We start from the raw sequence: 24,889 nt of genomic DNA on the forward strand, positions 1-24,889 counted from the left end.
GTACCTCGCACGGCGCCGTCCATGCCGGCGCCGCGGCTCCGGCCGGGGCGCCGCCCGGCTACTCCTTGCCGAGCAGATCCGCCGGGAACGCCCCTGCCTGGAGCGCGGCGCCCGCGAACACGGTCCCCAGCTCCGTCAGGCGTTCGACGCCCGCCGCGCCCAAGTGCTCGTACGGTGCCCGGTCGAGGCGGTCCGTGGCCTCCTCGACGTCGTTGCGCAGGGCGATGCCCGCCTCCGTCAACTCCAGGACCCCGTCGTGCAGACCGCGGGCGTGGAGGCGCTGTACGGCGGCGTCCCAGTCCTCCTGGGTCCAGCCGCGGGTGCTGAAGTTCCACTTCGGCCGCATGCCCTTGCCGGTGGCCGTGTGGCTCACCAGTGCCTCCAGGCCGTCGAGTTCGGCGTGCTGGAGCGCGGTGAGGTGGCCGTCGCCCCGGTGCTCGCGCAGCAGCGTCGCGGCGTGCCAGAGCGCCAGGTGCGGCTGCTCGGGGACGGGCAGGTCCGCGTGGGCGGCGTACAGGGGGCGGGCGGCGCGGGAGCAGGCCTCGGTGGCGCGCAGCGCGAGCTCGGCGGCCTCCGCCATCTCCGGGGAGGCCAGCGCCTTCTCGCCGAGGAGGCGCCGCAGCGTGGAGTCGACGGCGCGCAGGCGTGCGGCGAGGACGTCCTCGGGGGACACCGTGTCCCAGATGCCGGGCACGTGCCGGGCGACGGTCTCGTGCTTGTAGTTGTAGAACGCCGCGGTGACCACTCCGGCGCCGACGCGTCCCATCGCCGCCGTGCGGACGGCGAAGTTGACGGCCCTGGGGTGGGTGATGCCGATCTCGCCCAGCTCGCGTCCGGCGTCGGGCGAGAAGTAGTGCGTCGAGTGCAGCGCGTTGAGCACGTTGTGACATCGGCGTCCCGCGCGCGGGTGCAGGGCCGCGGCCGGGGTGGGGGGCGTGAGAGAAGTCATGACCGCACGTTACCGACTGGTTGGTATGAGGTGAAGCCCGGGGCGTCGCGCAGCACCGGACCGCCCCCGTACCCGTACGGTCGATGGCAGGAAAGGTGGGGTCTTCGTCATTGCGGCCATCGCGCGCGGGGTCAAGAATCAGGGCATGGAGCAGCGAACTGTCCTGGTCGTCCTCTTCGACGGGGTCCAGAGCCTCGACGTCACGGGCCCGGTGGAGGTCTTCGCGGGCGCCGCCGCCTGCCGCGGCGGCGAGATGTCGGCCTACCGCATCCACACCGCCTCCCTGGACGGTGCCCCCGTCCGCACCTCCAGCGGGCTCACGCTCGTACCGGACTCCTCGCTGCCGGCCGCCCCCACTCCGCACACCCTGCTCACCCCGGGCGGTCTGGGCAGCCGTGAGGCCGACCCCCGCCTGATCGACTGGCTGCGCACGAACGCCCCGCGCGCCGAGCGCCTGGTCTCGGTCTGCACCGGCGCCCTCCTGTACGCCGAGGCGGGCCTCCTGGACGGCCGCAGGGCGACGACCCACTGGGCGTTCTGCTCCAAGCTCGCCCGTGACCACCCCGCCGTCGAGGTGGACCCCGACCCGATCTTCGTGCGCGACGGTCATGTCGCGACCTCCGCGGGCGTGACCGCCGGGATCGACCTGGCCCTGGCCCTCGTCGAGGAGGACCTGAGCCGTGACGAGGCCCTGACGGTCGCGCGCCACCTCGTCGTCTTCCTGCGGCGGCCGGGCAACCAGGCGCAGTTCAGCGCCCAGCTCGCCGCGCAGACCGCCCGGCGCGAGCCACTGCGCGAGGTCCAGCAGTGGATCACCGAGCACCCGGACGAGGACCTCGGCGTCGAGTCGCTCGCCGCCCGCGCCCGGCTCTCGCCCCGGCACTTCGCCCGCGCCTTCCAGACGGAGACGGGGATGACGCCGGGCAAGTACGTCGAGCGCGTGCGCGTCGAGCACGCCCGGCGTCTCCTGGAGGACACCTCCCACGGCGTCGAGGAGGTCTCGCGCGCCTGCGGCTACGGCACCCCGGAGGCGATGCGCCGGGCCTTCGTCAAGATCCTCGGCGCGGCGCCCGCCGAATACCGGCGGCGCTTTCGCGGCACGCTCACCGCCCGGCCGGCACCCGCCCTCAACGGATAGGCACCCCATGCAGATCGCCATCGCCCTGTTCGAACGCTTCACCGCCCTGGACGCGGTCGGTCCGTACGAGACGCTCAGCCGCCTGCCCGGCGCCGAGACCGTCTTCGTGGCCCGGCACCCCGGCCCGGTGCGCAACGACACCGGCTCCCTCGCGCTCGTCGCGGACCGCGCCTTCGCCGACGTGCCCGAACCCGACGTCGTGGTCGTGCCCGGCGGCCCGGGCCAGAGCGACCACATGGCGGACGAGGCGCTCCTGGGCTGGCTGCGCTCGGCCGACGCCACCAGCACCTGGACGACGTCCGTCTGCACCGGCTCCCTGCTGCTCGCGGCGGCCGGGCTGCTCACGGGGCGCCGCGCCACCTCGCACTGGCTGGCCCTGGCGGAGCTGGAGCGGTTCGGCGCGGCGCCCGCGGAGGAGCGGGTGGTGTTCGACGGCAAGTACGTCACGGCGGCCGGGGTGTCCTCCGGCATCGACATGGGCCTCGCCCTGATCGGCCGGATCGCGGGCGAGGAGCAGGCCCAGACCGTGCAGCTCCTGACGGAGTACGACCCGCGGCCGCCCTACGACGCCGGATCCCCGCAGAAGGCGCCCGCGCACCTCGTGGAGAAGTTCCGCGCGGGAAGCCGCTTCAGCCAGTAGGGGCCTCGTCGCCCGGCCCGCCCCCGGGCGTCCAGGTGAAGCGCGGCGTCCGGCGCTCCAGGAAGGCGGCGACCCCTTCGGCGGTGTCGCCGCCCGCGCGCGCCTGCTCGCCCCAGTGGGCGTCCCGGTCGAGCACCCCGGCCGCGAACTCCTTCGCCGCGGCCTGCGTCAGCTGCGAACGCGAGGCGAGGACGGCGGTGAACTCCGCGACCCGCTTGGCGAGCGCGTCCGCCGGCAGCACCTCGTCCACCAGGCCGGTCCGCAGCGCCCGCCCCGCGTCGATCAACTCGCCCGAGAACAGCAGGTACTTGGCGGTCGCGGGCCCCACCAGCGACACCAGACGCCGGGTGGAGGACGACGGATAGACGATCCCCAGCTTCGCCGGAGTGATCCCGAACAGCGCGCCCTCGTCCGCGAACCGCAGATCGCAGGCCGCCGCGAGCTGGCTGCCCCCGCCCACGCAGTACCCGCGCACCGCGGCCAGCGTCGGCTTGGGGAAGGCCGCGAGCGCCTCCTCGGCCCGCACCGCCAGATCCTGCGCCTCGCCGGGCGACTCGCGCAGCGAGGAGATGTCTGCCCCCGCGCAGAAGGTGGCGCCCTCCCCGGTCAGCACCACGGTCCGTACGGCCGGATCGGCGGCCAGCGCGGCGAGCAGCGGCGGCACCTGGCGCCACATGCCGGCCGTCATGGCGTTGCGCTTCGCCGGATGGTCGATGACGACGGTGGCGACGCCGTCGGTGACGGCCTGCCTCAGCTGCGGCTCCATGCGCGGGATGCTATCCGCCCTACTCGAACGTACGATCAAGGAGGGGCGGCCCTGAGAACTCTGTGCAACGGGGGAAGCAGGACGGAGACGCCGATGGCCCGATCCAAGAGTGCCAAGACCGCCGACACCGCCGCGACGGACGCCCGGGGAAACCAGGGCGCCAAGGGCGCCAAGCAGCTCAGCCGCAGCCTCGGCTGGCTGGCGCTGCTGGGCGCGATCCTCGCCCTGGCCGGCATCGTCGGCCTCGTCTACACGGGTGTCGCCACCCTCACCTCCATGCTCCTCTTCGGCTGGCTGCTCCTGATCGGCGGCTGCGTCGGCCTGCTGCACGCCGTGCAGTCACGCGGCACGAACTTCTTCTGGCTCGGCGTGGTGGTGGCCGCCCTGAACCTCGCCGCCGGTGTCGTGATCATCCGCAGGCCGGAAGTGGCGGCCGAGGCGCTGACGATGTTCGCCGCGCTGCTCTTCCTGACCGGTGGTGTCTTCCGGCTGGTCGGCAGCCTGGTGGTGCGCGGCCCGCAGTTCGGCTGGACGCTCGTGCAGGGCGCCTTCGGGCTGCTGCTCGGCATCCTGGTGCTGGCGAACTGGCCCAGCAGCAGCCAGTACGTGATCGGCTGCTTCTTCTCCCTGGCGCTGCTCTTCGACGGCCTCGGTCTGCTGGCCACCGGTCTGGGCGGGCGGCGGATCGTGAGCATGGTGGCGGAGGACCGGCGGCCGGACGACGACCCGCGGGCCCCGGCCGGCCCTGATGGCCCTGACGGTCCTGCCAACCCTGACAACCCGTACAACCCGAAGAACGCTTGAAAGCGAAACCGGGCAGACAGGAACCGACAATTGACTGGCGTTGTCGTGCGTCAGTGATCAAATTCCATCGATAGTCGCTGACTTCTGGTCAGTCAGACGGTCCGGACCAGGACATTCCCAACACTCGTTGCGTGGTGACAATCGAGCGCAAGGGCGGCGACCCGACGATGGACGACGACGGGAGGGGTCCCGGCCCACTCCCTCGGGAGAGCGGAAAGGTGCCGTACGAGGGCGTGTGGCGGTTCACCGCCGCCGCCGTGGACGCGTCGGTGCCCCAGGCACGGCACGCCGTACGCGACCTGCTCGCCCGGCAGGGAGTGCCCGTCTCGGACGACCTCGTGCAGGGCCTGCTCCTGATCGTCTCCGAACTGGTCACCAACGCGGTGCGGCACGCGGCCCTGCTCTCGCCGATGCTCGCGGTGGAGGTGGCGGTCGGCGCCGAGTGGGTGCGGGTCTCCGTGGAGGACGACCACCCCTACCGGCCGACGGCCCTGGTGGCAGACCACGGCCAGACCGGCGGCCGTGGTCTGCTCCTGGTCCGTGAGATCACCCAGGAGGCGGGCGGCACCTGCGACGTCGAACACACCGCAAGCGGCGGCAAGGTCATCTGGGCCGCCCTTCCCCTGAAGCCCAACGGCTCCTCCCCGTCCGGCGGTTGACCCGCCGTGAGGCTGGCCCGCCGGGCGGCGCTCACCAGCCGGCGGAGGGTCCCGTCAGCTCCCGGATCGCGGGCCGCGCCGCGTCCAGGACGGTCATGAACCACGCGGAGAACGGCCCCTTCGCGTGCCGCTCCGCCAGCTCACCGGCCGTCACGAAGACGGTCTCGCCGACCTCGGACGGGTCGGGCCGCAGCGCCGACTGGACCATCCCGACGAAGAGATGGTTGAACTCCTGCTCCACCAGGCCCGAGTCGGGGTCCGGGTGGTTGTAGCGCACGGTGCCCGCCTCCGCGAGCAGCGAGGGCGAGACGCCCAGCTCCTCGTACGTCCGGCGGGCGGCGGCCGCGAACGGCGCCTCGCCCGGGTACGGGTGGCCGCAGCAGGTGTTCGACCAGACGCCGGGGGAGTGGTACTTGCCCAGGGCGCGCTGCTGGAGCAACAGCCGCCCCTGCTCGTCGAAGAGGAAAACGGAGAACGCCCGGTGCAACTGCCCGGGCGCCTGATGAGCGGAGAGTTTCTCCGCCGTGCCGATCGTCCTGCCGTCCTCGTCGACGAGTTCCAGCAAGATCGCTTCTCCGGTGCCGTTCGACGAGTTGTTCGTCGCGGTGGCAGGTGTGGTCGGCATACCCATCCTTCGCTTCGGTCTTCGAGCCTCAAGTCTGCCGCACGCGACGGGCCCTCCTCGCAAGGAACCACCGGAAGCCACTCTCACCGGTGTCAGTGGCAGAGCCTCGCCTCGTGCTCCGCGTGGCCCACGGGCTCCAGCTGGAAGGTGCAGTGCTCCACGTCGAAGTGGTCGCCCAGGCATCCCTGCAACTCGTGCAGCATCTTCTCGTGGCCGATCGCGTTGAGCGTCTCGGTGCTGACCACCACGTGCGCGGAGAGGACCGGCATCCCCGAGGTGATGGTCCAGGCGTGCAGGTCGTGGACGTCCTCGACGCCCGGCAGATCCAGTATGTGCGAGCGGACCTCGGCCATGTCGACGCCCTTGGGTGCGGACTCCAGGAGCACGTTCAGGGTCTCCCGGAGCAGCTTCACCGTACGCGGGACGATCATGAGGCCGATGACCAGGGAGGCGATCGGGTCCGCCGCCTGCCAGCCGGTCGTCAGGATGAGCACCGCGGCGACGATCACGGCGAGCGAGCCCAGCGCGTCGGCCATGACCTCCAGGAAGGCGCCGCGCACGTTCAGGCTGTCCTTCTGGCCGCGCATCAGGAGCGAGAGGGAGATCATGTTCGCCACCAGGCCGATGACGCCGAAGACGATGGTCAGTCCGCCCTCGGTCTCGGCGGGCGTGATGAACCGCTGGATCGCCTCGAACAGGACGTAGCCCCCGACGCCCAGCAGCAGCAGGCAGTTGGCGAGCGCCGCGAGGATCTCGGCGCGGGCGTAGCCGAAGGTGCGGTTCTCCGTGGCCGGGCGGCTCGCGAACTGGATCGCGAGCAGCGCCATGCCGAGGCCGAGCGCGTCGGTCGCCATGTGCGTCGCGTCCGCGATGAGCGCGAGCGAATCGGCCATGATGCCGCCGACGATCTCGACCACCATGACGGTGACCGTGATCGAGAGCGCGATGCGCAGCCGCCCGCGGTACGCCGCCGTCGCCGTCCCCCCGTGCGTGTGTCCGTGGTCGTGCCCAGCCCCCATGGAAGCCGCCTCCGTGTGCTCGGTATCGGTCTTCTGTTCCCTGGTCGCGCGTCTGTCGCGATCACAGTGAACTACGGGTGGGGGGTATCCGGCAACACGGCACTGAACACCGTTGTCATATGCTCTGACCTGCGGAAATGTGCGCAGGTCAGAGCGCTGACGTGATCAGGGGCGGCGCGCTTCGGGGTGGTGGTGGCACCAGCCCGCCCACGCGGATTCGACCATCTCGCGTACGCCGCGCCGCGCCTTCCAGCCCAGCTTCTCCGCGGCCAGGCCCGCGTCCGCGACCGCGCGCGGCGCGTCGCCCTCGCGGCGCGGCTCGACGAGCGCCTGCCGGTCGTCGCCGGAGATCTCGCCGATGAGGTCGACGAGTTCGCGCACGGAAACGCCCTCGCCCCGGCCGATGTTCACCGTCAGGTCGCCCTCCGGGTGCGCCTGAAGGCGGCGGGCCGCCGCGAGGTGGGCGTCGGCGAGGTCGGCGACGTGGATGTAGTCGCGCACGCAGGTGCCGTCCGGGGTCGGGTGGTCGGCGCCGAAGATCCGCGGCGCCTCACCGCGCGTGAGCCGGTCGAAGACCATCGGGATCACGTTGTAGACCCCGGTGTCCGCGAGCTCGGGGGAGGAGGCGCCCGCCACGTTGAAGTAGCGCAGGCACACGGTCGCGATGCCGTGCGCCCGCCCGGCGGCCCGCACCAGCCACTCCCCGGCGAGCTTCGTCTCGCCGTAGGGGTTGATCGGCACACAGGGCGTGGACTCCGTCACCAGGTCCACGTCCGGCGGGTTGCCGTACACCGCGGCCGACGAGGAGAAGACGAACCGCTTGATGCCGGCCTCGGCCACCGCCTCGAGCAGCGTCACCAGGCCGCCGAGGTTCTCCCGGTAGTAGCGCAGCGGCTGCTCCACGGATTCGCCGACCTGCTTGCGCGCCGCGAGATGCACTACACCGGTCACCTCGTGCTCGGCGAAGACCCGCCCCAGGAGTTCGGCGTCGAGCGATGAGCCCCTGATGAGAGGAATGTCCGCGGGGAGCCGCTCCGGCACCCCCGCCGAGACGTCGTCGAGGACGACGACCCGCTCCCCGGCGGCGGCCATCGCCCGCGCCACATGTGCCCCGATATAACCCGCTCCACCTGTGATCATCCATGTCATGGGCGTCGACTTTATGTCGTTTGTGCCGGTCGCACGAAGCGCGGTTTGTGGGTGCCGCCCCCGATCGACCATGATGATCGCGTTGGCGGAGGCCGTCGCAGGTCCTGCTTATGGGGGCGTAAACGGGCGGTGAACGCCCGCTTCCCGTCATCCGATAGCCTCTGCCGACGTGCCGCCCGGCCGCTGCCGGCCAGGGGCGCCCCTCATCACGCACGTGCCCGGCGCGAGCCGCGCCGGCAATCAAGGAGTGAGTTCGTCTGTCGACCGCCATCCTGACCGGTCAGCCGGTCCCCGGGTCGCCGCTCGAAGGCGATCTGCGGTCCCTGGGGTTTGACGTCCGCATCGCCTCCGACGCGGCGGACACCGAGACGCTGCTCGCCGCCGTGCCCGCCGGACAGCGGGTCGCGGTCGTCGACGCACGCTTCGTGGGCCACGTCCACGCGCTGCGCCTCGGCCTGACCGACCCGCGCTTCCCGGCGTCGGCCGTGCCCGGCGCCGTCACCGCGCAGCCCGCGGCCCGGCCGGACCTGGAGCGCGCCCTGCGCGCCACCACCGGCTCCGGCAACGGCGGCGGCTCCGCGCTGACGGTGGAGGCGCTCGCGGACCACGTCTCCCAAGCGCTGGCCGCCGAAGGCCGCGACGTGCACCGCCCCGACCTCGGCACCCTCGTCGCCACCGTGCCCAGCGATCCGCAGACGCGGAACGAGGCACGGCAGGCCGTGGCCGCCGTGGACGACGAGGCCGTACGCCTGCGCACCGCGGTCAAGTCGCGCGACGGCTTCTTCACGACGTACTGCATCTCCCCTTACTCGCGTTACATCGCCCGCTGGTGCGCCCGGCGCGGCCTCACCCCGAACCAGGTCACGACCGCCTCGCTGCTGGTCGCCCTGATCGCGGCGGGCTGCGCGGCCACCGGCACCCGCCCCGGCTTCGTCGCGGCCGGCCTGCTGCTGCTCTTCTCCTTCGTCCTGGACTGCACGGACGGGCAGCTCGCCCGCTACTCCTTGCAGTACTCGACGCTGGGCGCCTGGCTGGACGCGACCTTCGACCGGGCCAAGGAGTACGCCTACTACGCGGGCCTCGCGCTCGGCGCGGCCCGCGGCGGCGACGACGTCTGGGCGCTCGCGCTGGGCGCGATGGTCCTCCAGACCTGCCGGCACGTCGTGGACTTCTCCTTCAACGAGGCGAACCACGACGCCACCGCCAACACCAGCCCCACCGCCGCCCTCTCCGACAAGCTCGACAGCGTCGGCTGGACGGTCTGGCTGCGCCGCATGATCGTCCTTCCGATCGGCGAGCGCTGGGCCCTGATCGCCGTGCTCACCGCGGTGACCACCCCGCGCATCACCCTGATCGTGCTGCTCGTCGGCTGCGGCCTGGCCGCCTGCTACACCACGGCCGGCCGCGTCCTGCGCTCGCTGACCCGCAAGGCGACCCGCACCGACCGCGCCGCACAGGCCCTCGCCGACCTCGCCGACACCGGACCGCTGGCCGCCGCCTTCGCCGCGCTCGGCCGCGCCGGACTGCCGGTGCCCGCGCCGGTCCTCGCCTTCGCCGGGGGCGCCGTGCTCGCCTGCGTGGCCGGACTCACGTCGTACGGCAGCCCGTGGGTGATCGTCGCCGCGGTGATCTACGTCATCACTTCGGGTCTCGCCGTCGCCCGTCCCCTCAAGGGCGCCCTCGACTGGCTGGTCCCGCCGTTCTTCCGCGCGGCCGAGTACGGCACGATCCTGCTGCTCGCCGCCCACGCGGACGTGAACGGCGCCTTGCCCGCGGCTTTCGGGCTGGTGTCCGCCGTCGCCTACCATCACTACGACACGGTGTACCGCATCCGCGGCGACGCAGGCGCGCCGCCGCACTGGCTGGTGCGGGCGATCGGCGGGCATGAGGGCAGGACGCTGGTGGTCGCCCTCGCCGCCGTTCTGCTCACCGACACAGATTTCACCGTCGCGCTCACGGTTCTCGCCGTGGCCGTGGCACTCGTGGTGCTCGTCGAGAGCATCCGCTTCTGGGTGACCGCTCACCACCGCGGAGCACCCGCCGTACACGATGAAGGAGAACCCGCATGATCGGCCTTGTGCTGGCGGCCGGCGCCGGACGGCGTCTTCGCCCCTACACCGACACGCTTCCCAAGGCCCTGGTGCCGGTCGACGGTGACACCACCATCCTCGACCTGACCCTCGGCAACTTCGCGGAGATCGGTCTCACCGAGGTGGCCATCATCGTCGGCTACCGCAAGGAGGCGGTCTACGACCGCAAGGCGGCGCTCGAGGAGAAGTACGGCCTCAAGCTCACGCTGATCGACAACGACAAGGCCGAGGAGTGGAACAACGCCTACTCCCTCTGGTGCGGCCGTGACGCGATCAAGCACACGGTGATCCTCGCCAACGGCGACACCGTGCACCCGGTCTCCGTCGAGAAGACGCTGCTCGCCGCCCGCGGCGACGGCAAGAAGATCATCCTCGCCCTCGACACGGTGAAGAACCTCGCCGACGAGGAGATGAAGGTCATCGTGGACCCCGAGAAGGGCGTCCAGAAGATCACCAAGCTGATGGACCCGGCGACCGCCACCGGTGAGTACATCGGTGTCACGCTCATCGAGGGCGACGCCGCCGAGCAGCTGGCCGACGCCCTGAAGACGACCTTCGAGCGCGACCCCGACCTCTACTACGAGGACGGCTACCAGGAGCTCGTCAACCGCGGCTTCAAGGTCGACGTGGCGCCGATCGGCGACATCAAGTGGGTCGAGATCGACAACCACGACGACCTCGCCAAGGGCCGGGAGATCGCGTGCCAGTACTGACGAGGCTCATCCCCTCGCCGGTCGTCGTGGACATCCGGCCGGGGGCGCTCAACGACCTGGCCGGTGTCCTCGCGGACCAGCGGATCTGCTCGTCAACCGGCAAGCTCGCCATCGCCATCAGCGGCGGCTCCGGCGCGGTCCTGCGCCAGCGGCTCGAACCCTCGCTGCCCACCGCCGAGTGGTTCGAGGTCGGCGGCGGCACGCTCGACGACGCCATCAAGCTCGCCGACGCCATCAAGAAGGGCCGCTACGACGCGGTCGTCGGCCTCGGCGGCGGCAAGATCATCGACTGTGCCAAGTTCGCCGCGGCACGGGTCGGCGCCCCGCTGGTCGCCGTCGCGACGAACCTGTCGCACGACGGTCTGTGCTCGCCGGTCGCCACGCTCGACAACGACGCGGGCCGCGGCTCGTACGGAGTCCCGAACCCCATCGCGGTCGTCATCGACCTCGACGTGATCCGTGAGGCTCCCGTACGGTTCGTGCGCTCCGGCATCGGCGACGCCCTGTCCAACATCTCCGCGATCGCGGACTGGGAGCTCGCGGCGCGTGAGCGCGGCGAGGACATCGACGGCCTCGCGGCCGCGATGGCGCGCCAGGCCGGCGAAGCGGTCCTGCGCCACCCCGGTGGTGTCGGCGACGACGCCTTCCTCCAGGTCCTCGCCGAGGGCCTGGTCCTCACCGGCATCGCGATGTCCGTGTCGGGCGACTCCCGCCCGGCGTCCGGCGCCTGCCACGAGATCAACCACGCCTTCGACCTCCTCTTCCCCAAGCGCGCGGCCAGCCACGGCGAGCAGTGCGGCCTGGGCGCGGCCTTCGCGATGTTCCTGCGCGGAGCACGCGAGGAGTCCGCGTACATGGTGGAGGTGCTGCGCAGGCACGGCCTCCCCGTCACGCCGGAGGAGATCGGCTTCACCGTGGACGAGTTCGTCCAGGTCGTGGAGTACGCCCCGCAGACGCGCCCCGGGCGCTACACGATCCTCGAGCACCTCAATCTGAATTCCGACCAGATCAAGGACGCATACGCCGACTATGCCAAGGCCATCGGTAGCTGAACTCCGCCCCGTCGTTCACCCCGCAGGGGTGAAGGACCGGCGCAGCGGTGAGCACTGGGCGGGACGCCTGTACATGCGAGAGATCTCGCTGCGCTGCGACCGCTACCTGGTGAACACCAGGATCACGCCCAACCAGCTCACGTATCTGATGACCGTGGCCGGCGCCCTCGCCGCCCCGGCGCTTCTGGTGCCGGGGATCACGGGCGCCGTGCTCGGCGTGATCATGGTCCAGCTGTATCTCCTGCTCGACTGCGTCGACGGCGAGATCGCCCGCTGGCGCAAGCAGTACTCGATGGCCGGGGTCTACCTGGACCGGGTCGCCGCCTACCTGTGCGACGCCGCGGTCCTGGTCGGCTTCGGCCTGCGCGCCGCCGACCTGTGGGGCTCGGGCCGCATCGACTGGCTGTGGGCCTTCCTCGGCACGCTCGCCGCGCTCGGCGCCATCCTGATCAAGGCGGAGACCGACCTCGTCGGTGTCGCCCGCCACCAGCAGGGCCTCGCGCCGGTCAAGGAGTCGGCCTCCGAGCCGCGCTCCTCCGGCATGGCCCTGGCCCGCCGGGCCGCGGGCGCGCTGAAGTTCCACCGGCTCGTGCTCGGCATCGAGGCGTCCCTGCTCATCCTGGTCCTCGCGATCGTGGACCAGGTCCGGGGCGACCTGTTCTTCTCGCGGCTCGGTGTCGCCGTCCTGGCCGGCATCGCGCTGCTCCAGACCCTGCTGCACCTCGTGTCCATCCTCGCTTCCAGCAGGCTGAAGTGAGTGCCGCGGGGAGCCGGCCCCTGAAGGTCGGCGCGGTCATCATCACCATGGGCAACCGGCCGCAGGAGCTGCGCGCCCTGCTCGACTCGGTCGCCAAGCAGGACGGCGACCCGGTCGAGGTGGTGGTCGTCGGCAACGGCGCTCCCGTGCCCGACGTCCCCGAAGGCGTGCGCACGGTCGAGCTGCCCGAGAACCTGGGCATCCCGGGCGGTCGCAACGTCGGCATCGAGGCGTTCGGCCCCGGCGGCACCGACGTCGACATCCTGCTCTTCCTCGACGACGACGGCCTCCTGGCCAACATGGACACGGCCCAGCTGTGCCGCGAGGCCTTCGCCGCCGACCCGAAGCTGGGCATCATCAGCTTCCGCATCGCCGACCCGGACACGGGGGAGACCCAGCGTCGCCACGTGCCGCGGCTGCGCGCGGCCGACCCGATGCGCTCCTCGCGCGTGACGACCTTCCTCGGCGGCGCCAACGCCGTCCGTACGCAGGTCATGGCGGAGGTCGGCGGGCTGCCCGACGAGTTCTTCTACGCCCACGAGGAGACCGACCTCGCCTGGCGTGCCCTGAACGCGGGCTGGATGATCGACTACCGCGCGGACATGGTGCTCTTCCACCCGACGACCGCCCCCTCGCGGCACGCGGTCTACCACCGGATGGTCGCCCGCAACCGCGTCTGGCTCGCCCGCCGCAACCTGCCCGCGCTCCTGGTGCCGGTCTACCTCGGCGTGTGGATGCTCCTGACCCTGGCCAGGAAGCCCTCGGGCCCCGCGCTCAAGGCCTGGTTCGGCGGTTTCAAGGAGGGCTGGACGACGCCCTGCGGACCGCGCCGGCCGATGAAGTGGCGTACGGTGTGGCGCCTGACCCGACTGGGCCGACCTCCTGTCATCTGAGAAGCTCGGGTCTGAGAGCATCTGGGCCATACCCCGGTCCCTGGCCCATGCCTACGCCCGACCGGCTGCGCATCTGAAGACGAAAGTTTCCACTCGTGAGTGAGACAACGCATGACGGCGGAGTCGCGGTGACGTCATCCCCGTCGACTCCGTCGCCCGATGACGGGCTCTCCCGCGCCGACCTCGCCGCCAAGTACGGTCTGACCGTCAGCGGCGCACGGCCCGGACTTTTCGAGTACGTCCACCAGCTCTGGGGACGGCGCCACTTCATCCTCGCCTTCTCGCAGGCGAAGCTGACCGCCCAGTACAGCCAGGCCAAGCTCGGCCAGCTGTGGCAGGTGGCGACGCCGCTCCTGAACGCGCTCGTCTACTTCCTGATCTTCGGCCTGATCCTCGAGGCCGACCGGGGCTTCGCACGCGAGGTCTACATCCCCTTCCTGGTCACGGGTGTCTTCGTCTTCACCTTCACGCAGTCCTCGGTGATGGCGGGCGTCCGGGCGATCGCGGGCAACCTCGGGCTGGTCCGCGCGCTGCACTTCCCGCGGGCCTCGCTGCCGATCTCGTTCTCGCTCCAGCAGCTCCAGCAGCTGCTGTTCTCGATGATCGTGCTGTTCGTGATCACCATCGGCTTCGGCAGCTACCCCAAGCTGTCGTGGCTGCTGATCGTCCCGGCCCTGGCCCTCCAGTTCCTGTTCAACACCGGCCTCGCGATGATCATGGCGCGGCTCGGCAGCAAGACCCCCGACCTCGCGCAGCTCATGCCGTTCGTGATGCGTACGTGGATGTACGCGTCCGGCGTGATGTTCTCCATCCCGGTCATGCTCAAGGGCAAGCCGGAGTGGATCGCCGACATCCTCCAGTGGAACCCCGCGGCCATCTACATGGACCTGATGCGCTTCGCGCTGATCGACGGGTACGGCCTGGACTACCTTCCGTTGGGCTACTGGACCTGGGCGATCGCGGCGGGCTGGGCCGTGCTGGTCGCCGTCGGCGGCTTCGTGTACTTCTGGAAGGCTGAGGAGCGTTACGGCCGTGGCTGACGACGACAAGATCACCGACAAGGGGCACATCCCCACCGTCATCGCCGACGAGCTGCACATCGTCTACCGCGTCAACGGCGCCAAGACGGGCAAGGGCAGCGCCACCTCCGCCCTGAGCCGCATCCTCAAGCGCGGCGAGGAGCGGGGCGTGCGCAAGGTGCACGCCGTGCGCGGCGTCAGCTTCACCTCGTACCGCGGCGAGGCCATCGGCCTGATCGGTTCGAACGGCTCGGGCAAGTCGACGCTGCTGCGGGCCATCGCGGGTCTGCTGCCCGCCGAGAAGGGCAAGGTCTACACCGACGGCCAGCCCTCGCTGCTGGGCGTGAACGCGGCCCTGATGAACGACCTGACGGGCGAGCGCAACGTCATACTCGGCGGGCTCGCGATGGGCATGACCCGCGAGCAGATCAGGGAGCGCTACCAGGACATCGTCGACTTCTCGGGGATCAACGAGAAGGGCGACTTCATCACCCTGCCGATGCGTACCTACTCCTCGGGCATGGCCGCCCGCCTGCGCTTCTCCATCGCGGCCGCCAAGGACCACGACGTCCTGATGATCGACGAGGCGCTGGCGACGGGCGACCGCAAGTTCCAGAAGCGCTCCGAGGCCCGCATCCGCGAGCTCCGCAAGGAGGCCGGCACGGTCTTCCTGGTCAGCCACAACAACAAGTCCATCCGTGACACCTGCGACCGGGTGCTGTGGCTGGAGCGCGGCGAGCTGCGCATGGACGGGCCGACCGACGAGGTCATCAAGGAGTACGAGAAGTTCACGGGCAAATAGCACGTCCGTACGACCGAAAGTGTGAGGGCCCCGTCGGAGTCAACCCGGCGGGGCCCTTTCGCGTCCTGAGTCCCGACCGCCCCGTGCGTTACCCCAAGTCCCGTGGGCCCAGGGAAGATTGACGCCAATCGGTGTGTTGTTGTGATGCGCGGAACACCCCGGCGAGGCAGGCTGCGTTGTACAACGTAAGCTGTAGCGGTGCTGATTCGCGGCAAGTGGGGCGATATCGCGCGGCGCCCCGGCTCATGGCACGGTCCGTCTCGCGGAGGGCCGGGCGGCGTGTCCGAAATGGGTTGTATTGGGTCGGCAGTGTAGAACGGGAGATGTGACGGCAATGGCTACGGATGATCTCCAGCTGCACGACGCATCCGCAGTCCTCGCGAAGGCCGCGGACGAGAACTTTCCCGTGGCGCCCTTCTTCCTGCCCCGCGCCTGGCGCGACGACCTCATGGCCGTGTACGGCTACGCCCGCCTCGTCGACGACATCGGCGACGGCGACCTGGCCCCCGGCGGCGCCGACGCCCGCCACCTGGGCGTGGACCCCGAGGCGGCCGACGACCGGGCGGCCCTCCTGGACGCCTTCGAGGCCGACCTGCACCGGGTCTTCGACTCCACCCCGCGGCACCCCTTGATGCGCGCGCTCCAGCCCACCGTGCGCCGCTGCGGCCTCACCCCCGAGCCCTTCCTCGGCCTGATCGCGGCCAACCGCCAGGACCAGCTCGTCACGCGCTACGAGACCTACGACGACCTCCTCGCCTACTGCGAGCTGTCCGCGAACCCCGTGGGCCGCCTCGTCCTCGGCATCACCGGCACCGCGACCCCGGAGCGGATCCGCCGCTCGGACGCGGTGTGCACCGGGCTCCAGATCGTCGAGCACCTCCAGGACGTCGCCGAGGACCTGGGACAAAACCGCATCTACCTGCCCGCCGAGGACATGAAGCGGTTCCATGTCCAGGAGCGGGATCTGGCCGCACCGACAGCAGGCGCATCGGTGCGCGCACTGGTTGCATATGAAGCAGAACGCGCCCGCTGCCTCCTGAATGAAGGCACCCCCCTGGTGGGTAGCGTCCACGGCAGGCTGAAGGTGCTGCTTGCAGGATTCGTGGCTGGGGGGAGGGCGGCGGTCTCCGCGATCGTCGCCGCCGGATACGACGTACTTCCTGGACCGCCGAAGCCCACCACACCGCGTTTGCTGCGTGAGGTGGGGGCGGTTCTGCGAGGAGAGGGGTGAGCCGGACCGTGGAGTCAGGCCCGAACGTGTCCGCGCCGGTACTCGCCGCATACAGCTACTGCGAGGCCGTCACCGGGCAGCAGGCACGCAATTTCGCCTACGGCATCCGGCTGCTGCCGATGCCCAAGCGCCGCGCGATGTCGGCGCTCTACGCCCTGTCGCGGCGCGTGGACGACATCGGCGACGGCGCCCTTGCGCCGGACGTGAAGGCCGAGCGCCTCGACGACACCCGGGCCCTGCTGGCCCGGATCGAAGCGGGTGAGGTGGACGAGGACGACACCGACCCCGTGGCGGTCGCGCTCGCGCACGCCGCGACCCGCTTCCCCATCCCGCTCGGCGGGCTCGACGAGCTGATCGACGGCGTCCTGATGGACGTCCGCGGCGAGACGTACGAGACGTGGGACGACCTCAAGGTCTACTGCCGCTGCGTGGCCGGGGCCATCGGACGGCTCTCGCTGGGCGTGTTCGGCACGGAACCGGGGGCGCTCAACGCCGAGCGCGCGCCCGAGTATGCCGACACGCTCGGTCTCGCGCTCCAACTGACCAACATCCTGCGAGACGTGCGCGAGGACGCGGAGGGCGGGCGCACCTACCTGCCCGCCGACGACCTCGCGAAGTTCGGCTGCTCCGCCGGGTTCTCCGGCCCGCTTCCGCCGGCCGGATCCGACTTCGCCGGGCTCGTGCACTTCGAGGTGCGCAGGGCGCGGGCCCTCTTCGCCGAGGGATACCGCCTGCTTCCCATGCTCGACCGGCGCAGCGGGGCCTGCGTCGCCGCCATGGCGGGCATCTACCGCAGGCTTCTGGACCGCATCGAGCGGGAGCCGGAGGCGGTCCTGCGCGGTCGCGTCTCGCTGCCGGGCCGCGAAAAGGCGTACGTCGCCGTGCGCGGACTCTCCGGTCTGGATGCGCGCACCATCTCCCGGCAGACCGTCAGGAGGCGTACGTGAGGGGCATCGGGCGCGCATGCGGTGAACGCGGGGCGACTTCCGGCAACCGGCGGGCAACCCTCCGCTCGGCCCCGGCGTCCCAGACTGCAACCGCCGAGGGGGAGAGAGCATGACGGACGACGACGCGCGAGCGGCCGCGGAGGCCGACGGCGACGCGGGCCGAGGGGCCGCCGTGGTGGTCGGTGGCGGTCTCGCCGGCATCACCGCGGCGCTGTCCCTCGCCGACGCGGGCCTGCGCGTGACGCTGCTCGAAGGGCGGCCGCGCCTCGGCGGGCTCGCCTTCTCCTTCCAGCGCGGCGAGCTGACCGTCGACAACGGCCAGCACGTCTATCTGCGCTGCTGCACCGCCTACCGCTGGTTCCTCGACCGCGTCGAGGGGACGGCACTCGCCCCCGTGCAGGAACGTCTCGACGTGCCCGTACTGGACGCCGACCGCAACCGCCTCGGACGGCTGCGCCGCACCGCGCTGCCCGTGCCGCTGCACCTGGCGGCGAGCCTGGCCACGTACCCCCATCTGTCGCTCGCCGAGCGCGCGAGCGTGGGCCGCGCCGCGCTCGCCCTCAAGGGACTCGACCCCGCCGACCCCAAGCTGGACGGCCAGGACTTCGGCAGCTGGCTCACCGCGCACGGCCAGTCGGCGCGCGCCGTCGAGGCCCTGTGGGACCTGGTCGGCGTGGCCACCTTGAACGCCGTCGCGGGCGACACCTCGCTGGGGCTCGCCGCGATGGTCTTCAAGACCGGGCTGCTCTCGGACCCCGGCGCCGCCGACATCGGCTGGGCCCGGGTGCCCCTCGGTGATCTCCATGACACCCTCGCCCGCAAGGCGCTCGACTCCGCGGGCGTGCGAACCGAACTGAGGACACGAGTCACCTCCATCTCCCGTACGGACAACGGGGGTTGGAAGGTCGAAGTTCCCGGCGACGAGTTCGCCGCGCAGACCGTCGTGCTCGCCGTACCGCAGCACGAGACCCACGACCTGCTCCCCGAGGGCGCCCTCGACGAGCCCGACCGGCTGCTGGACATCGACACCGCGCCGATCCTCAACGTCCACGTCGTCTACGACCGCAAGGTGCTCAAGCGGCCCTTCTTCGCGGCCGTCGGCTCCCCGGTGCAGTGGGTCTTCGATCGGACCGAGGCCTCCGGACTCACCGAGGGCCAGTACCTCGCCGTGTCCCAATCCGCCGCCCAGGACGAGATCGACGCGCCCGTCGCCGCGCTGCGCGAGCGCTATCTGCCGGAACTCGAACGCCTGCTGCCCGCCGCCCACGGCGCCGAGGTGCGGGACTTCTTCGTGACACGGGAGCGCACGGCGACGTTCGCGCCGACTCCCGGTGTGGGCCGGCTGCGGCCCGGTGCGCGCACCAAGGCTCCCGGCCTCTACCTGGCCGGGGCGTGGACCGCCACCGGGTGGCCCGCGACCATGGAGAGCGCCGTCCGCAGCGGCATCAACGCCGCCGGGGCCGCTCTCCGTGCACTCGACCGCCCACGTGATCACCTCTTCGACGTCGAGGAGGCCGCGTGAAGCCAGCCCTTCTGGGGTCAGGTCCCCAGAAAGCCAGCATTGGAACAAGAGGAGAAACTGTGCCGACTGTGCCCTCGGCCGAACCGGCTGCCGACACGGTGGACGTGACCTCACTGCTCGAGCGCGGAAGGACGCTGGCCACCCCGGTGCTGCGGTCCGCCGTGGACCGCCTCGCGCCGCCCATGGACACCGTCGCCGCCTACCACTTCGGCTGGATCGACGCCGAGGGCAACCCGTCGGACGGCGACGGCGGCAAGGCCGTGCGCCCCGCCCTCGCCCTGCTCTCCGCGGAGGCCGCGGGAGCCGCCCCCGAGGTCGGCGTCCCCGGAGCCGTCGCCGTGGAGCTGGTGCACAACTTCTCGTTGCTGCACGACGACCTGATGGACGGCGACGAGCAGCGCCGCCACCGCGACACGGTGTGGAAGGTGCACGGCCCGGCCCAGGCCATCCTCGTGGGCGACGCCCTGTTCGCGCTCGCCAACGAGATCCTCCTGGAGATCGGCACCGTCGAGGCGGGCCGCGCCACGCGCCGCCTGACCACCGCGACCCGCGCCCTGATCGACGGCCAGGCCCAGGACATCTCCTACGAGCACCGCGAGCGGGTCACCGTCGAGGAGTGCCTGGAGATGGAGGGCAACAAGACCGGCGCCCTGCTCGCCTGCGCCGTCTCCATCGGTGCCGTGCTCGGCGGGGCCGACGACCACACCGCCGACGTCCTGGAGAAGTACGGCTACCACCTCGGCCTCGCCTTCCAGGCCGTGGACGATCTGCTCGGCATCTGGGGCGACCCGGAGTCCACCGGCAAGCAGACCTGGAGCGACCTGCGCCAGCGCAAGAAGTCGCTGCCGGTCGTGGCCGCGCTCGACGCCGGCGGTCCCGCGTCCGAGCAGCTGGCCGAGCTGCTCGCGGCCGACGCCAAGAGCAACGACTTCGACAGCTTCTCCGAGGAGGAGTTCGCCGCGCGCGCCGCCCTCATCGAGCAGGCGGGCGGCCGGGAGTGGACCGCGCAGGAGGCCCGGCGCCAGCACACCATCGCCATCGAGGCGCTGGACACCATCCAGATGCCGGACCGGGTGCGGGCCCAGCTCGTCGCGCTCGCCGATTTCGTCGTCGTACGGAAAAGGTGATCGCCGTCGAGGAGATACACGGGCCTTCTGGGGGGTGACCCCCAGACCCCCAGGCAGTCGCCGGCCGGCGCTCCGCGCGTCGGCCGACGGCGGACCCACAGCAGAGAAGACGACTGCACGAAGGGGAAGCCATGACAGCGACGACCGACGGAAGCACCGGAGCGGTGACGCCCCGCGCAACCTCGGCCAGCCAGCCACTCGACCAGGCCGTGGCGACGGCAGGGCCACCTGACGCCGCCACCCGAGCCATACAACGCTCCACCGACTTCCTGCTCGCGCAGCAGGACGCCCAGGGCTGGTGGAAAGGCGACCTCGAGACGAACGTCACGATGGACGCCGAGGACCTGCTGCTCCGTCAGTTCCTGGGCATCCGCGACGAGAAGACCACGCGGGCCGCCGCGCTCTTCATCCGCGGCGAGCAGCGCGAGGACGGCACCTGGGCCACCTTCTTCGGGGGCCCCGGCGACCTCTCCACCACCATCGAGGCGTACGTCGCGCTGCGCCTGGCGGGCGACGCCCCCGACGCCCCGCACATGGCGCGGGCCGCCGCCTGGGTCCGCGACCAGGGCGGCATCGCCGCGAGCCGCGTCTTCACCCGTATCTGGCTCGCGCTCTTCGGCTGGTGGAAGTGGGACGACCTCCCCGAACTCCCGCCGGAGCTCCTCTACTTCCCCAAGTGGCTGCCCCTCAACATCTACGACTTCGGCTGCTGGGCCCGGCAGACGATCGTGCCGCTCACGGTCGTCTCCGCCAAGCGGCCCGTCCGGCCCGCACCCTTCCCGCTGGACGAACTGCACAGCGACGCGCGCGTGCCCAACCCCGGCAAGCCGCTCGCCCCCGTGGGCAGTTGGGACGGCCTCTTCCAGCGCCTGGACAAGGCGCTGCACCTCTACCGCAAGGTCGCCCCGCGCGCGGTGCGCAAGGCCGCGATGAACACCGCCGCCCGGTGGATCATCGAGCGCCAGGAGAACGACGGCTGCTGGGGCGGCATCCAGCCGCCCGCCGTCTACTCCGTGATCGCCCTGCACCTCCTCGGCTACGACCTGGAGCACCCCGTCCTCAAGGCGGGCCTCGCCTCGCTCGACCGGTTCGCCGTCTGGCGCGAGGACGGCGCCCGGATGATCGAGGCCTGCCAGTCGCCGGTCTGGGACACCTGCCTGGCGACCATCGCGCTCGCCGACGCGGGCGTGCCCGCCGACCACCCGCAGCTGATCAAGGCGGCGGACTGGATGCTCGCCGAGGAGATCGCCCGGCCCGGCGACTGGGCCGTACGCAGGCCCCAACTGGCCCCCGGCGGCTGGGCGTTCGAGTTCCACAACGACAACTACCCCGACATCGACGACACCGCCGAGGTCATCCTCGCCCTGCGCCGGGTGGACCACCCGGACCGCACGCGCCTGGAGAACGCCATCAGCCGCGGCGTGCGCTGGAACCTCGGCATGCAGTCCAAGAACGGCGCCTGGGCCGCCTTCGACGCCGACAACACGAGCCCGTTCCCCAACCGGCTCCCGTTCTGCGACTTCGGCGAGGTCATCGACCCGCCGTCGGCCGACGTCACCGGGCACGTCGTCGAGATGCTCGCCGTCGAGGGCAAGGCACACGACCCGCGCACCCGGCGCGGCATCGAGTGGCTGCTCGCCGAACAGGAACCGGACGGCTCCTGGCTCGGCCGCTGGGGCGTCAACTACGTGTACGGGACCGGGTCGGTGGTGCCCGCGCTGACCGCGGCCGGGCTGCCGGGCTCGCACCCCGCGCTGCGCCGCGCCGTCCGCTGGCTGGAGTCGGTGCAGAACGACGACGGCGGCTGGGGCGAGGACCTGCGCTCCTACCGCTACGAGGAGTGGCGCGGCCACGGCGTCTCCACCGCGTCGCAGACCGCCTGGGCGCTGCTCTCGCTGCTCGCCGCCGGTGAGCGGGACTCCAAGGCCGTGGAGCGGGGCGTCGCCTGGCTCGTCGAGACCCAGCGGGAGGACGGCTCCTGGGACGAGCCGTACTTCACCGGCACCGGCTTCCCCTGGGACTTCTCCATCAACTACCACCTCTACCGACAGGTGTTCCCGCTCACCGCCCTCGGCCGGTACGTCAACGGGGAGCCGTTCGCCGGCCTCTCCGCCAAGGGGGGCTGATGGCCCGGACCCCGGCCGTGCCGGGCCCCGCACCGCTGCTGATCGCCTGCGCGCTCGGCATCGAGCACCTCGCCCTGCGCACGGGCGAGCGCGGGGCGGCACACGGGCGGGTCACCCTGCTGCGTACGGGCATGGGCCCCAAGAACGCCGAGCGTGCCGTCACCGGCGCCCTCGGCAAGGAACCGCTGCGCCACGCCGCCGTCGTGGCCACCGGCTTCTGTGCCGGGCTCGCGCCCGGCATGCACCCCGGCGACCTGGTCGTCGCCGACGAAACGCGCGACGCACACGGCCACACGTCCTGCGTCGGAACCGAGCTGCTGGTCAAGGAGCTGGTGCGGGCCGTGCCCGGCCGCACCGTGCACACCGGCCCGCTCACCGGATCCGACCACGTCGTCCGCGGCCACGAACGCGCCGACCTGCTCGCCACGGGCGCGATCGCGGTGGACATGGAGTCCGCCACGACGCTGCGCAGCGCGATGCGGGCCGGAGACCGGCCGGTTGCCGCCGTCCGGGTGGTCGTGGACGCCCCACAGCACGAACTCGTCCGCATCGGCACGGTACGCGGTGGAATATCAGCTTTCCGTGTTCTTCGTGCCGTGCTTCCCGCGTTTTTCGAATGGCACCGTTCTTCTTTGCTCCCTCGGAGGTGAGCCAGATGGCCATGCCGCTGCGCCAGACCGTCAAGGTCGCGACCTATCTCTTTGAACAGAAGCTCCGCAAGCGCGAAAAGTTCCCGCTGATCGTCGAGTTGGAGCCGCTCTTCGCGTGCAATCTCGCGTGTGAGGGATGCGGCAAGATCCAGCACCCGGCCGGGGTGCTCAAGCAGCGCATGCCGGTGGCCCAGGCCGTGGGCGCCGTGCTCGAATCCGGTGCGCCGATGGTGTCCATCGCCGGTGGCGAACCCCTGATGCACCCTCACATGGACGAGATCGTGCGGCAGTTGGTGGCGAAGAAGAAGTACGTCTTCCTCTGCACCAACGCCATGCTGCTGCGCAAGAAGCTGGAGAAGTTCACCCCTTCCCCGTACTTCGCGTTCGCCGTGCACATCGACGGAATGCGGGAACGGCACGACGAATCCGTCGCGAAGGAGGGCGTGTTCGACGAGGCCGTGGCCGCCATCAAGGAAGCCAAGAAGCGCGGCTTCCGGGTGACCACCAACTCCACCTTCTTCAGCAACGACACCCCGCAGAACATCATCGAGGTCCTCAACTTCCTCAACGACGAGCTGGAAGTCGACGAGATGATGCTGTCGCCCGCCTACGCCTACGAGAAGGCGCCCGACCAGGAGCACTTCCTGGGCGTCGACCAGACCCGCGAACTGTTCAAGAAGGCCTTCGCGGGCGGCAACAGGCGCCGCTGGCGCCTGAACCACTCGCCGCTGTTCCTCGACTTCCTCGAGGGCAAGGCCGACTTCCCGTGCACCGCCTGGGCGATCCCGAACTACTCGCTCTTCGGCTGGCAGCGCCCCTGCTACCTGATGAGCGACGGGTACGTCCCGACGTACAAGGAGCTCATCGAGGAGACCGACTGGAGCAAGTACGGCCGCGGCAAGGACCCGCGGTGCGCCAACTGCATGGCGCACTGCGGCTACGAGCCGACCGCCGTCCTCGCCACCATGGGCTCCCTCAAGGAGTCCATCCGCGCCGCCCGTGAGACGGTCTCCGGAAACCGCGGGTGACGTCATGACCCCTGGAACGCCTGTCTCACTGGGCCTTCCTGAGCTGCCGGTCCGGCCGATCGCGGAGCGCCGCGTCTCGCGGCGCATCGAGGTCGGGCCGGTGGCCGTGGGGGGCGGTGCGCCGGTGTCGGTGCAGTCGATGACGACGACGCGTACGTCCGACATCGGGGCCACCTTGCAGCAGATCGCGGAACTGACCGCGTCCGGCTGCCAGATCGTGCGGGTGGCGTGCCCGACGCAGGACGACGCGGACGCCCTCGCGACGATCGCGCGCAAGTCGCAGATCCCGGTGATCGCCGACATCCACTTCCAGCCGAAGTACGTGTTCGCGGCGATCGACGCGGGCTGCGCCGCGGTCCGCGTGAACCCGGGCAACATCAAGCAGTTCGACGACAAGGTGCGCGAGATCGCGCGCGCGGCGAACGACGCGGGCACGCCGATCCGCATCGGCGTGAACGCGGGCTCCCTGGATGCCCGCCTCCTCAAGAAGTACGGCAAGGCGACCCCGGAGGCCCTCGTCGAGTCGGCCCTGTGGGAGGCGTCGCTCTTCGAGGAGCACGGTTTCAGCGACATCAAGATCTCGGTGAAGCACAACGACCCGGTGGTCATGGTCAACGCCTACCGCCAGCTGGCCGCCGCCTGCGACTACCCGCTGCACCTGGGCGTGACCGAGGCCGGTCCCGCCTTCCAGGGCACGATCAAGTCGGCCGTCGCCTTCGGCGCGCTGCTCTCCGAGGGCATCGGCGACACCATCAGGGTCTCGCTGTCCGCGCCGCCCGCCGAGGAGGTCAAGGTCGGCATCCAGATCCTGGAGTCGCTGAACCTCAGACAGCGCCGCCTGGAGATCGTCTCCTGCCCGTCCTGCGGGCGGGCCCAGGTCGACGTGTACAAGCTGGCCGACGAGGTGACCGCGGGGCTCGACGGCATGGAAGTGCCGCTGCGTGTCGCCGTCATGGGATGCGTCGTGAACGGGCCGGGGGAGGCCCGCGAGGCGGATCTGGGCGTCGCGTCCGGCAACGGCAAGGGTCAGATCTTCGTCAAGGGCGAGGTCGTCAAGACCGTCCCCGAGTCGAAGATCGTGGAGACCCTCATCGAAGAGGCGATGAAGATCGCCGCACAGATGCAGGACGACGGGGTCACCTCAGGGGTGCCCGACGTCACCGTGAGCTGAGTTCAACCAGAG

Annotated in this window: 24 protein-coding genes; 19 read left to right on the forward strand and 5 right to left on the reverse strand. The window is 71.1% G+C overall.

The window, feature by feature from the left end:
* Positions 1-58 precede the first annotated feature (58 nt).
* Positions 59-949 carry an SCO6745 family protein gene (locus QBL25_RS34310; protein ID WP_409060834.1) on the reverse strand — a complete coding sequence of 297 codons (891 nt, stop codon included), beginning with the start codon at positions 947-949 and terminating at the stop codon, positions 59-61.
* A 145-nt stretch (positions 950-1,094) separates the two neighbouring features.
* On the opposite strand from QBL25_RS34310, the gene QBL25_RS34315 reads away from it, so the two are divergent.
* The gene (locus tag QBL25_RS34315) at positions 1,095-2,087 is read left to right on the forward strand and encodes a GlxA family transcriptional regulator (protein ID WP_409060835.1); all 993 of its coding nucleotides are present in this window, start codon (positions 1,095-1,097) and stop codon (positions 2,085-2,087) included.
* Positions 2,088-2,094: 7 nt separating this feature from the next.
* Positions 2,095-2,727 (forward strand): DJ-1/PfpI family protein, encoded by a 633-nt coding sequence (locus QBL25_RS34320; RefSeq protein ID WP_409060836.1) that lies wholly within the window; start codon positions 2,095-2,097, stop codon positions 2,725-2,727.
* Here QBL25_RS34320 and QBL25_RS34325 read toward each other — a convergent pair.
* Entirely contained in the window at positions 2,717-3,493 is a 777-nt protein-coding gene (locus tag QBL25_RS34325) for an enoyl-CoA hydratase/isomerase family protein (protein ID WP_409060837.1), read from the reverse strand. The two genes, QBL25_RS34320 and QBL25_RS34325, sit on opposite strands and share 11 nt — an antisense overlap.
* Positions 3,494-3,586: 93 nt before the next feature.
* Between QBL25_RS34325 and QBL25_RS34330 the strand changes: the two genes are divergently transcribed.
* Together QBL25_RS34330 and QBL25_RS34335 are read left to right on the forward strand one after the other, a co-directional pair.
* Entirely contained in the window at positions 3,587-4,297 is a 711-nt protein-coding gene (locus QBL25_RS34330; protein WP_409060838.1) for an HdeD family acid-resistance protein, read from the forward strand.
* 167 nt (positions 4,298-4,464) lie between these two features.
* A complete protein-coding gene (locus tag QBL25_RS34335; protein WP_409062879.1) occupies positions 4,465-4,956 on the forward strand; it encodes an ATP-binding protein in 492 nt (163 codons plus the stop codon).
* A gap of 31 nt (positions 4,957-4,987) precedes the next feature.
* On the opposite strand, the gene idi is transcribed toward QBL25_RS34335, so the two are convergent.
* The 3 genes from idi to galE form a co-directional block, all read right to left on the reverse strand.
* Entirely contained in the window at positions 4,988-5,581 is a 594-nt protein-coding gene (gene idi, locus QBL25_RS34340; protein ID WP_409060839.1) for an isopentenyl-diphosphate Delta-isomerase, read from the reverse strand.
* A 92-nt stretch (positions 5,582-5,673) separates the two neighbouring features.
* Positions 5,674-6,600, reverse strand: a complete 927-nt coding sequence (locus QBL25_RS34345; RefSeq protein ID WP_409060840.1) for a cation diffusion facilitator family transporter — start codon at positions 6,598-6,600, stop codon at positions 5,674-5,676.
* A 165-nt stretch (positions 6,601-6,765) separates the two neighbouring features.
* Positions 6,766-7,749 (reverse strand): UDP-glucose 4-epimerase GalE, encoded by a 984-nt coding sequence (galE, locus tag QBL25_RS34350; RefSeq protein WP_409060841.1) that lies wholly within the window; start codon positions 7,747-7,749, stop codon positions 6,766-6,768.
* A 257-nt stretch (positions 7,750-8,006) separates the two neighbouring features.
* On the opposite strand from galE, the gene QBL25_RS34355 reads away from it, so the two are divergent.
* From QBL25_RS34355 to ispG, 15 genes are all read left to right on the forward strand, one after another.
* The gene (locus tag QBL25_RS34355) at positions 8,007-9,818 is read left to right on the forward strand and encodes a DUF5941 domain-containing protein (RefSeq protein WP_409062880.1); all 1,812 of its coding nucleotides are present in this window, start codon (positions 8,007-8,009) and stop codon (positions 9,816-9,818) included.
* Positions 9,815-10,552, forward strand: a complete 738-nt coding sequence (locus tag QBL25_RS34360; protein WP_409060842.1) for a sugar phosphate nucleotidyltransferase — start codon at positions 9,815-9,817, stop codon at positions 10,550-10,552. The genes QBL25_RS34355 and QBL25_RS34360 overlap by 4 nt, the downstream gene beginning before the upstream one ends.
* Positions 10,540-11,604, forward strand: a complete 1,065-nt coding sequence (locus QBL25_RS34365) for an iron-containing alcohol dehydrogenase family protein (protein WP_409060843.1) — start codon at positions 10,540-10,542, stop codon at positions 11,602-11,604. Before QBL25_RS34360 ends, QBL25_RS34365 begins: the two co-directional genes overlap by 13 nt.
* On the forward strand, positions 11,582-12,361 hold the full coding sequence (locus tag QBL25_RS34370; protein ID WP_190080613.1) for a CDP-alcohol phosphatidyltransferase family protein: 780 nt from the start codon (positions 11,582-11,584) through the stop codon (positions 12,359-12,361). The genes QBL25_RS34365 and QBL25_RS34370 overlap by 23 nt, the downstream gene beginning before the upstream one ends.
* A gap of 47 nt (positions 12,362-12,408) precedes the next feature.
* The gene (locus tag QBL25_RS34375) at positions 12,409-13,254 is read left to right on the forward strand and encodes a glycosyltransferase family 2 protein (RefSeq protein ID WP_409062881.1); all 846 of its coding nucleotides are present in this window, start codon (positions 12,409-12,411) and stop codon (positions 13,252-13,254) included.
* 95 nt (positions 13,255-13,349) lie between these two features.
* Entirely contained in the window at positions 13,350-14,294 is a 945-nt protein-coding gene (locus tag QBL25_RS34380) for an ABC transporter permease (RefSeq protein WP_409060844.1), read from the forward strand.
* Complete coding sequence (locus QBL25_RS34385) at positions 14,287-15,075, forward strand: ABC transporter ATP-binding protein (RefSeq protein WP_409060845.1); 789 nt, start codon at positions 14,287-14,289, stop codon at positions 15,073-15,075. Before QBL25_RS34380 ends, QBL25_RS34385 begins: the two co-directional genes overlap by 8 nt.
* A 334-nt stretch (positions 15,076-15,409) precedes the next feature.
* Entirely contained in the window at positions 15,410-16,306 is an 897-nt protein-coding gene (hpnC, locus tag QBL25_RS34390) for a squalene synthase HpnC (protein ID WP_409060846.1), read from the forward strand.
* Positions 16,303-17,253: a presqualene diphosphate synthase HpnD gene (hpnD, locus tag QBL25_RS34395; protein ID WP_409060847.1), complete on the forward strand. Its 951-nt coding sequence runs from the start codon at positions 16,303-16,305 to the stop codon at positions 17,251-17,253. Before hpnC ends, hpnD begins: the two co-directional genes overlap by 4 nt.
* Before the next feature lie 109 nt (positions 17,254-17,362).
* Positions 17,363-18,775 (forward strand): hydroxysqualene dehydroxylase HpnE, encoded by a 1,413-nt coding sequence (hpnE, locus tag QBL25_RS34400; RefSeq protein ID WP_409060848.1) that lies wholly within the window; start codon positions 17,363-17,365, stop codon positions 18,773-18,775.
* Entirely contained in the window at positions 18,772-19,902 is a 1,131-nt protein-coding gene (locus tag QBL25_RS34405) for a polyprenyl synthetase family protein (RefSeq protein ID WP_409060849.1), read from the forward strand. Before hpnE ends, QBL25_RS34405 begins: the two co-directional genes overlap by 4 nt.
* A gap of 131 nt (positions 19,903-20,033) precedes the next feature.
* Entirely contained in the window at positions 20,034-22,028 is a 1,995-nt protein-coding gene (gene shc, locus QBL25_RS34410) for a squalene--hopene cyclase (RefSeq protein WP_409060850.1), read from the forward strand.
* On the forward strand, positions 22,028-22,678 hold the full coding sequence (locus QBL25_RS34415) for a 1-hydroxy-2-methyl-2-butenyl 4-diphosphate reductase (protein ID WP_409060851.1): 651 nt from the start codon (positions 22,028-22,030) through the stop codon (positions 22,676-22,678). The genes shc and QBL25_RS34415 overlap by 1 nt, the downstream gene beginning before the upstream one ends.
* Before the next feature lie 5 nt (positions 22,679-22,683).
* Positions 22,684-23,706, forward strand: a complete 1,023-nt coding sequence (gene hpnH / locus QBL25_RS34420; protein WP_409060852.1) for an adenosyl-hopene transferase HpnH — start codon at positions 22,684-22,686, stop codon at positions 23,704-23,706.
* Positions 23,707-23,710: 4 nt separating this feature from the next.
* Positions 23,711-24,877 (forward strand): flavodoxin-dependent (E)-4-hydroxy-3-methylbut-2-enyl-diphosphate synthase, encoded by a 1,167-nt coding sequence (gene ispG / locus QBL25_RS34425; protein WP_409060853.1) that lies wholly within the window; start codon positions 23,711-23,713, stop codon positions 24,875-24,877.
* Positions 24,878-24,889 lie beyond the last annotated feature (12 nt).

Origin of the sequence: Streptomyces sp. SYP-A7185 (assembly GCF_046103685.1) — a bacterium.
Classification (GTDB): Bacteria; Actinomycetota; Actinomycetes; order Streptomycetales; family Streptomycetaceae; genus Streptomyces.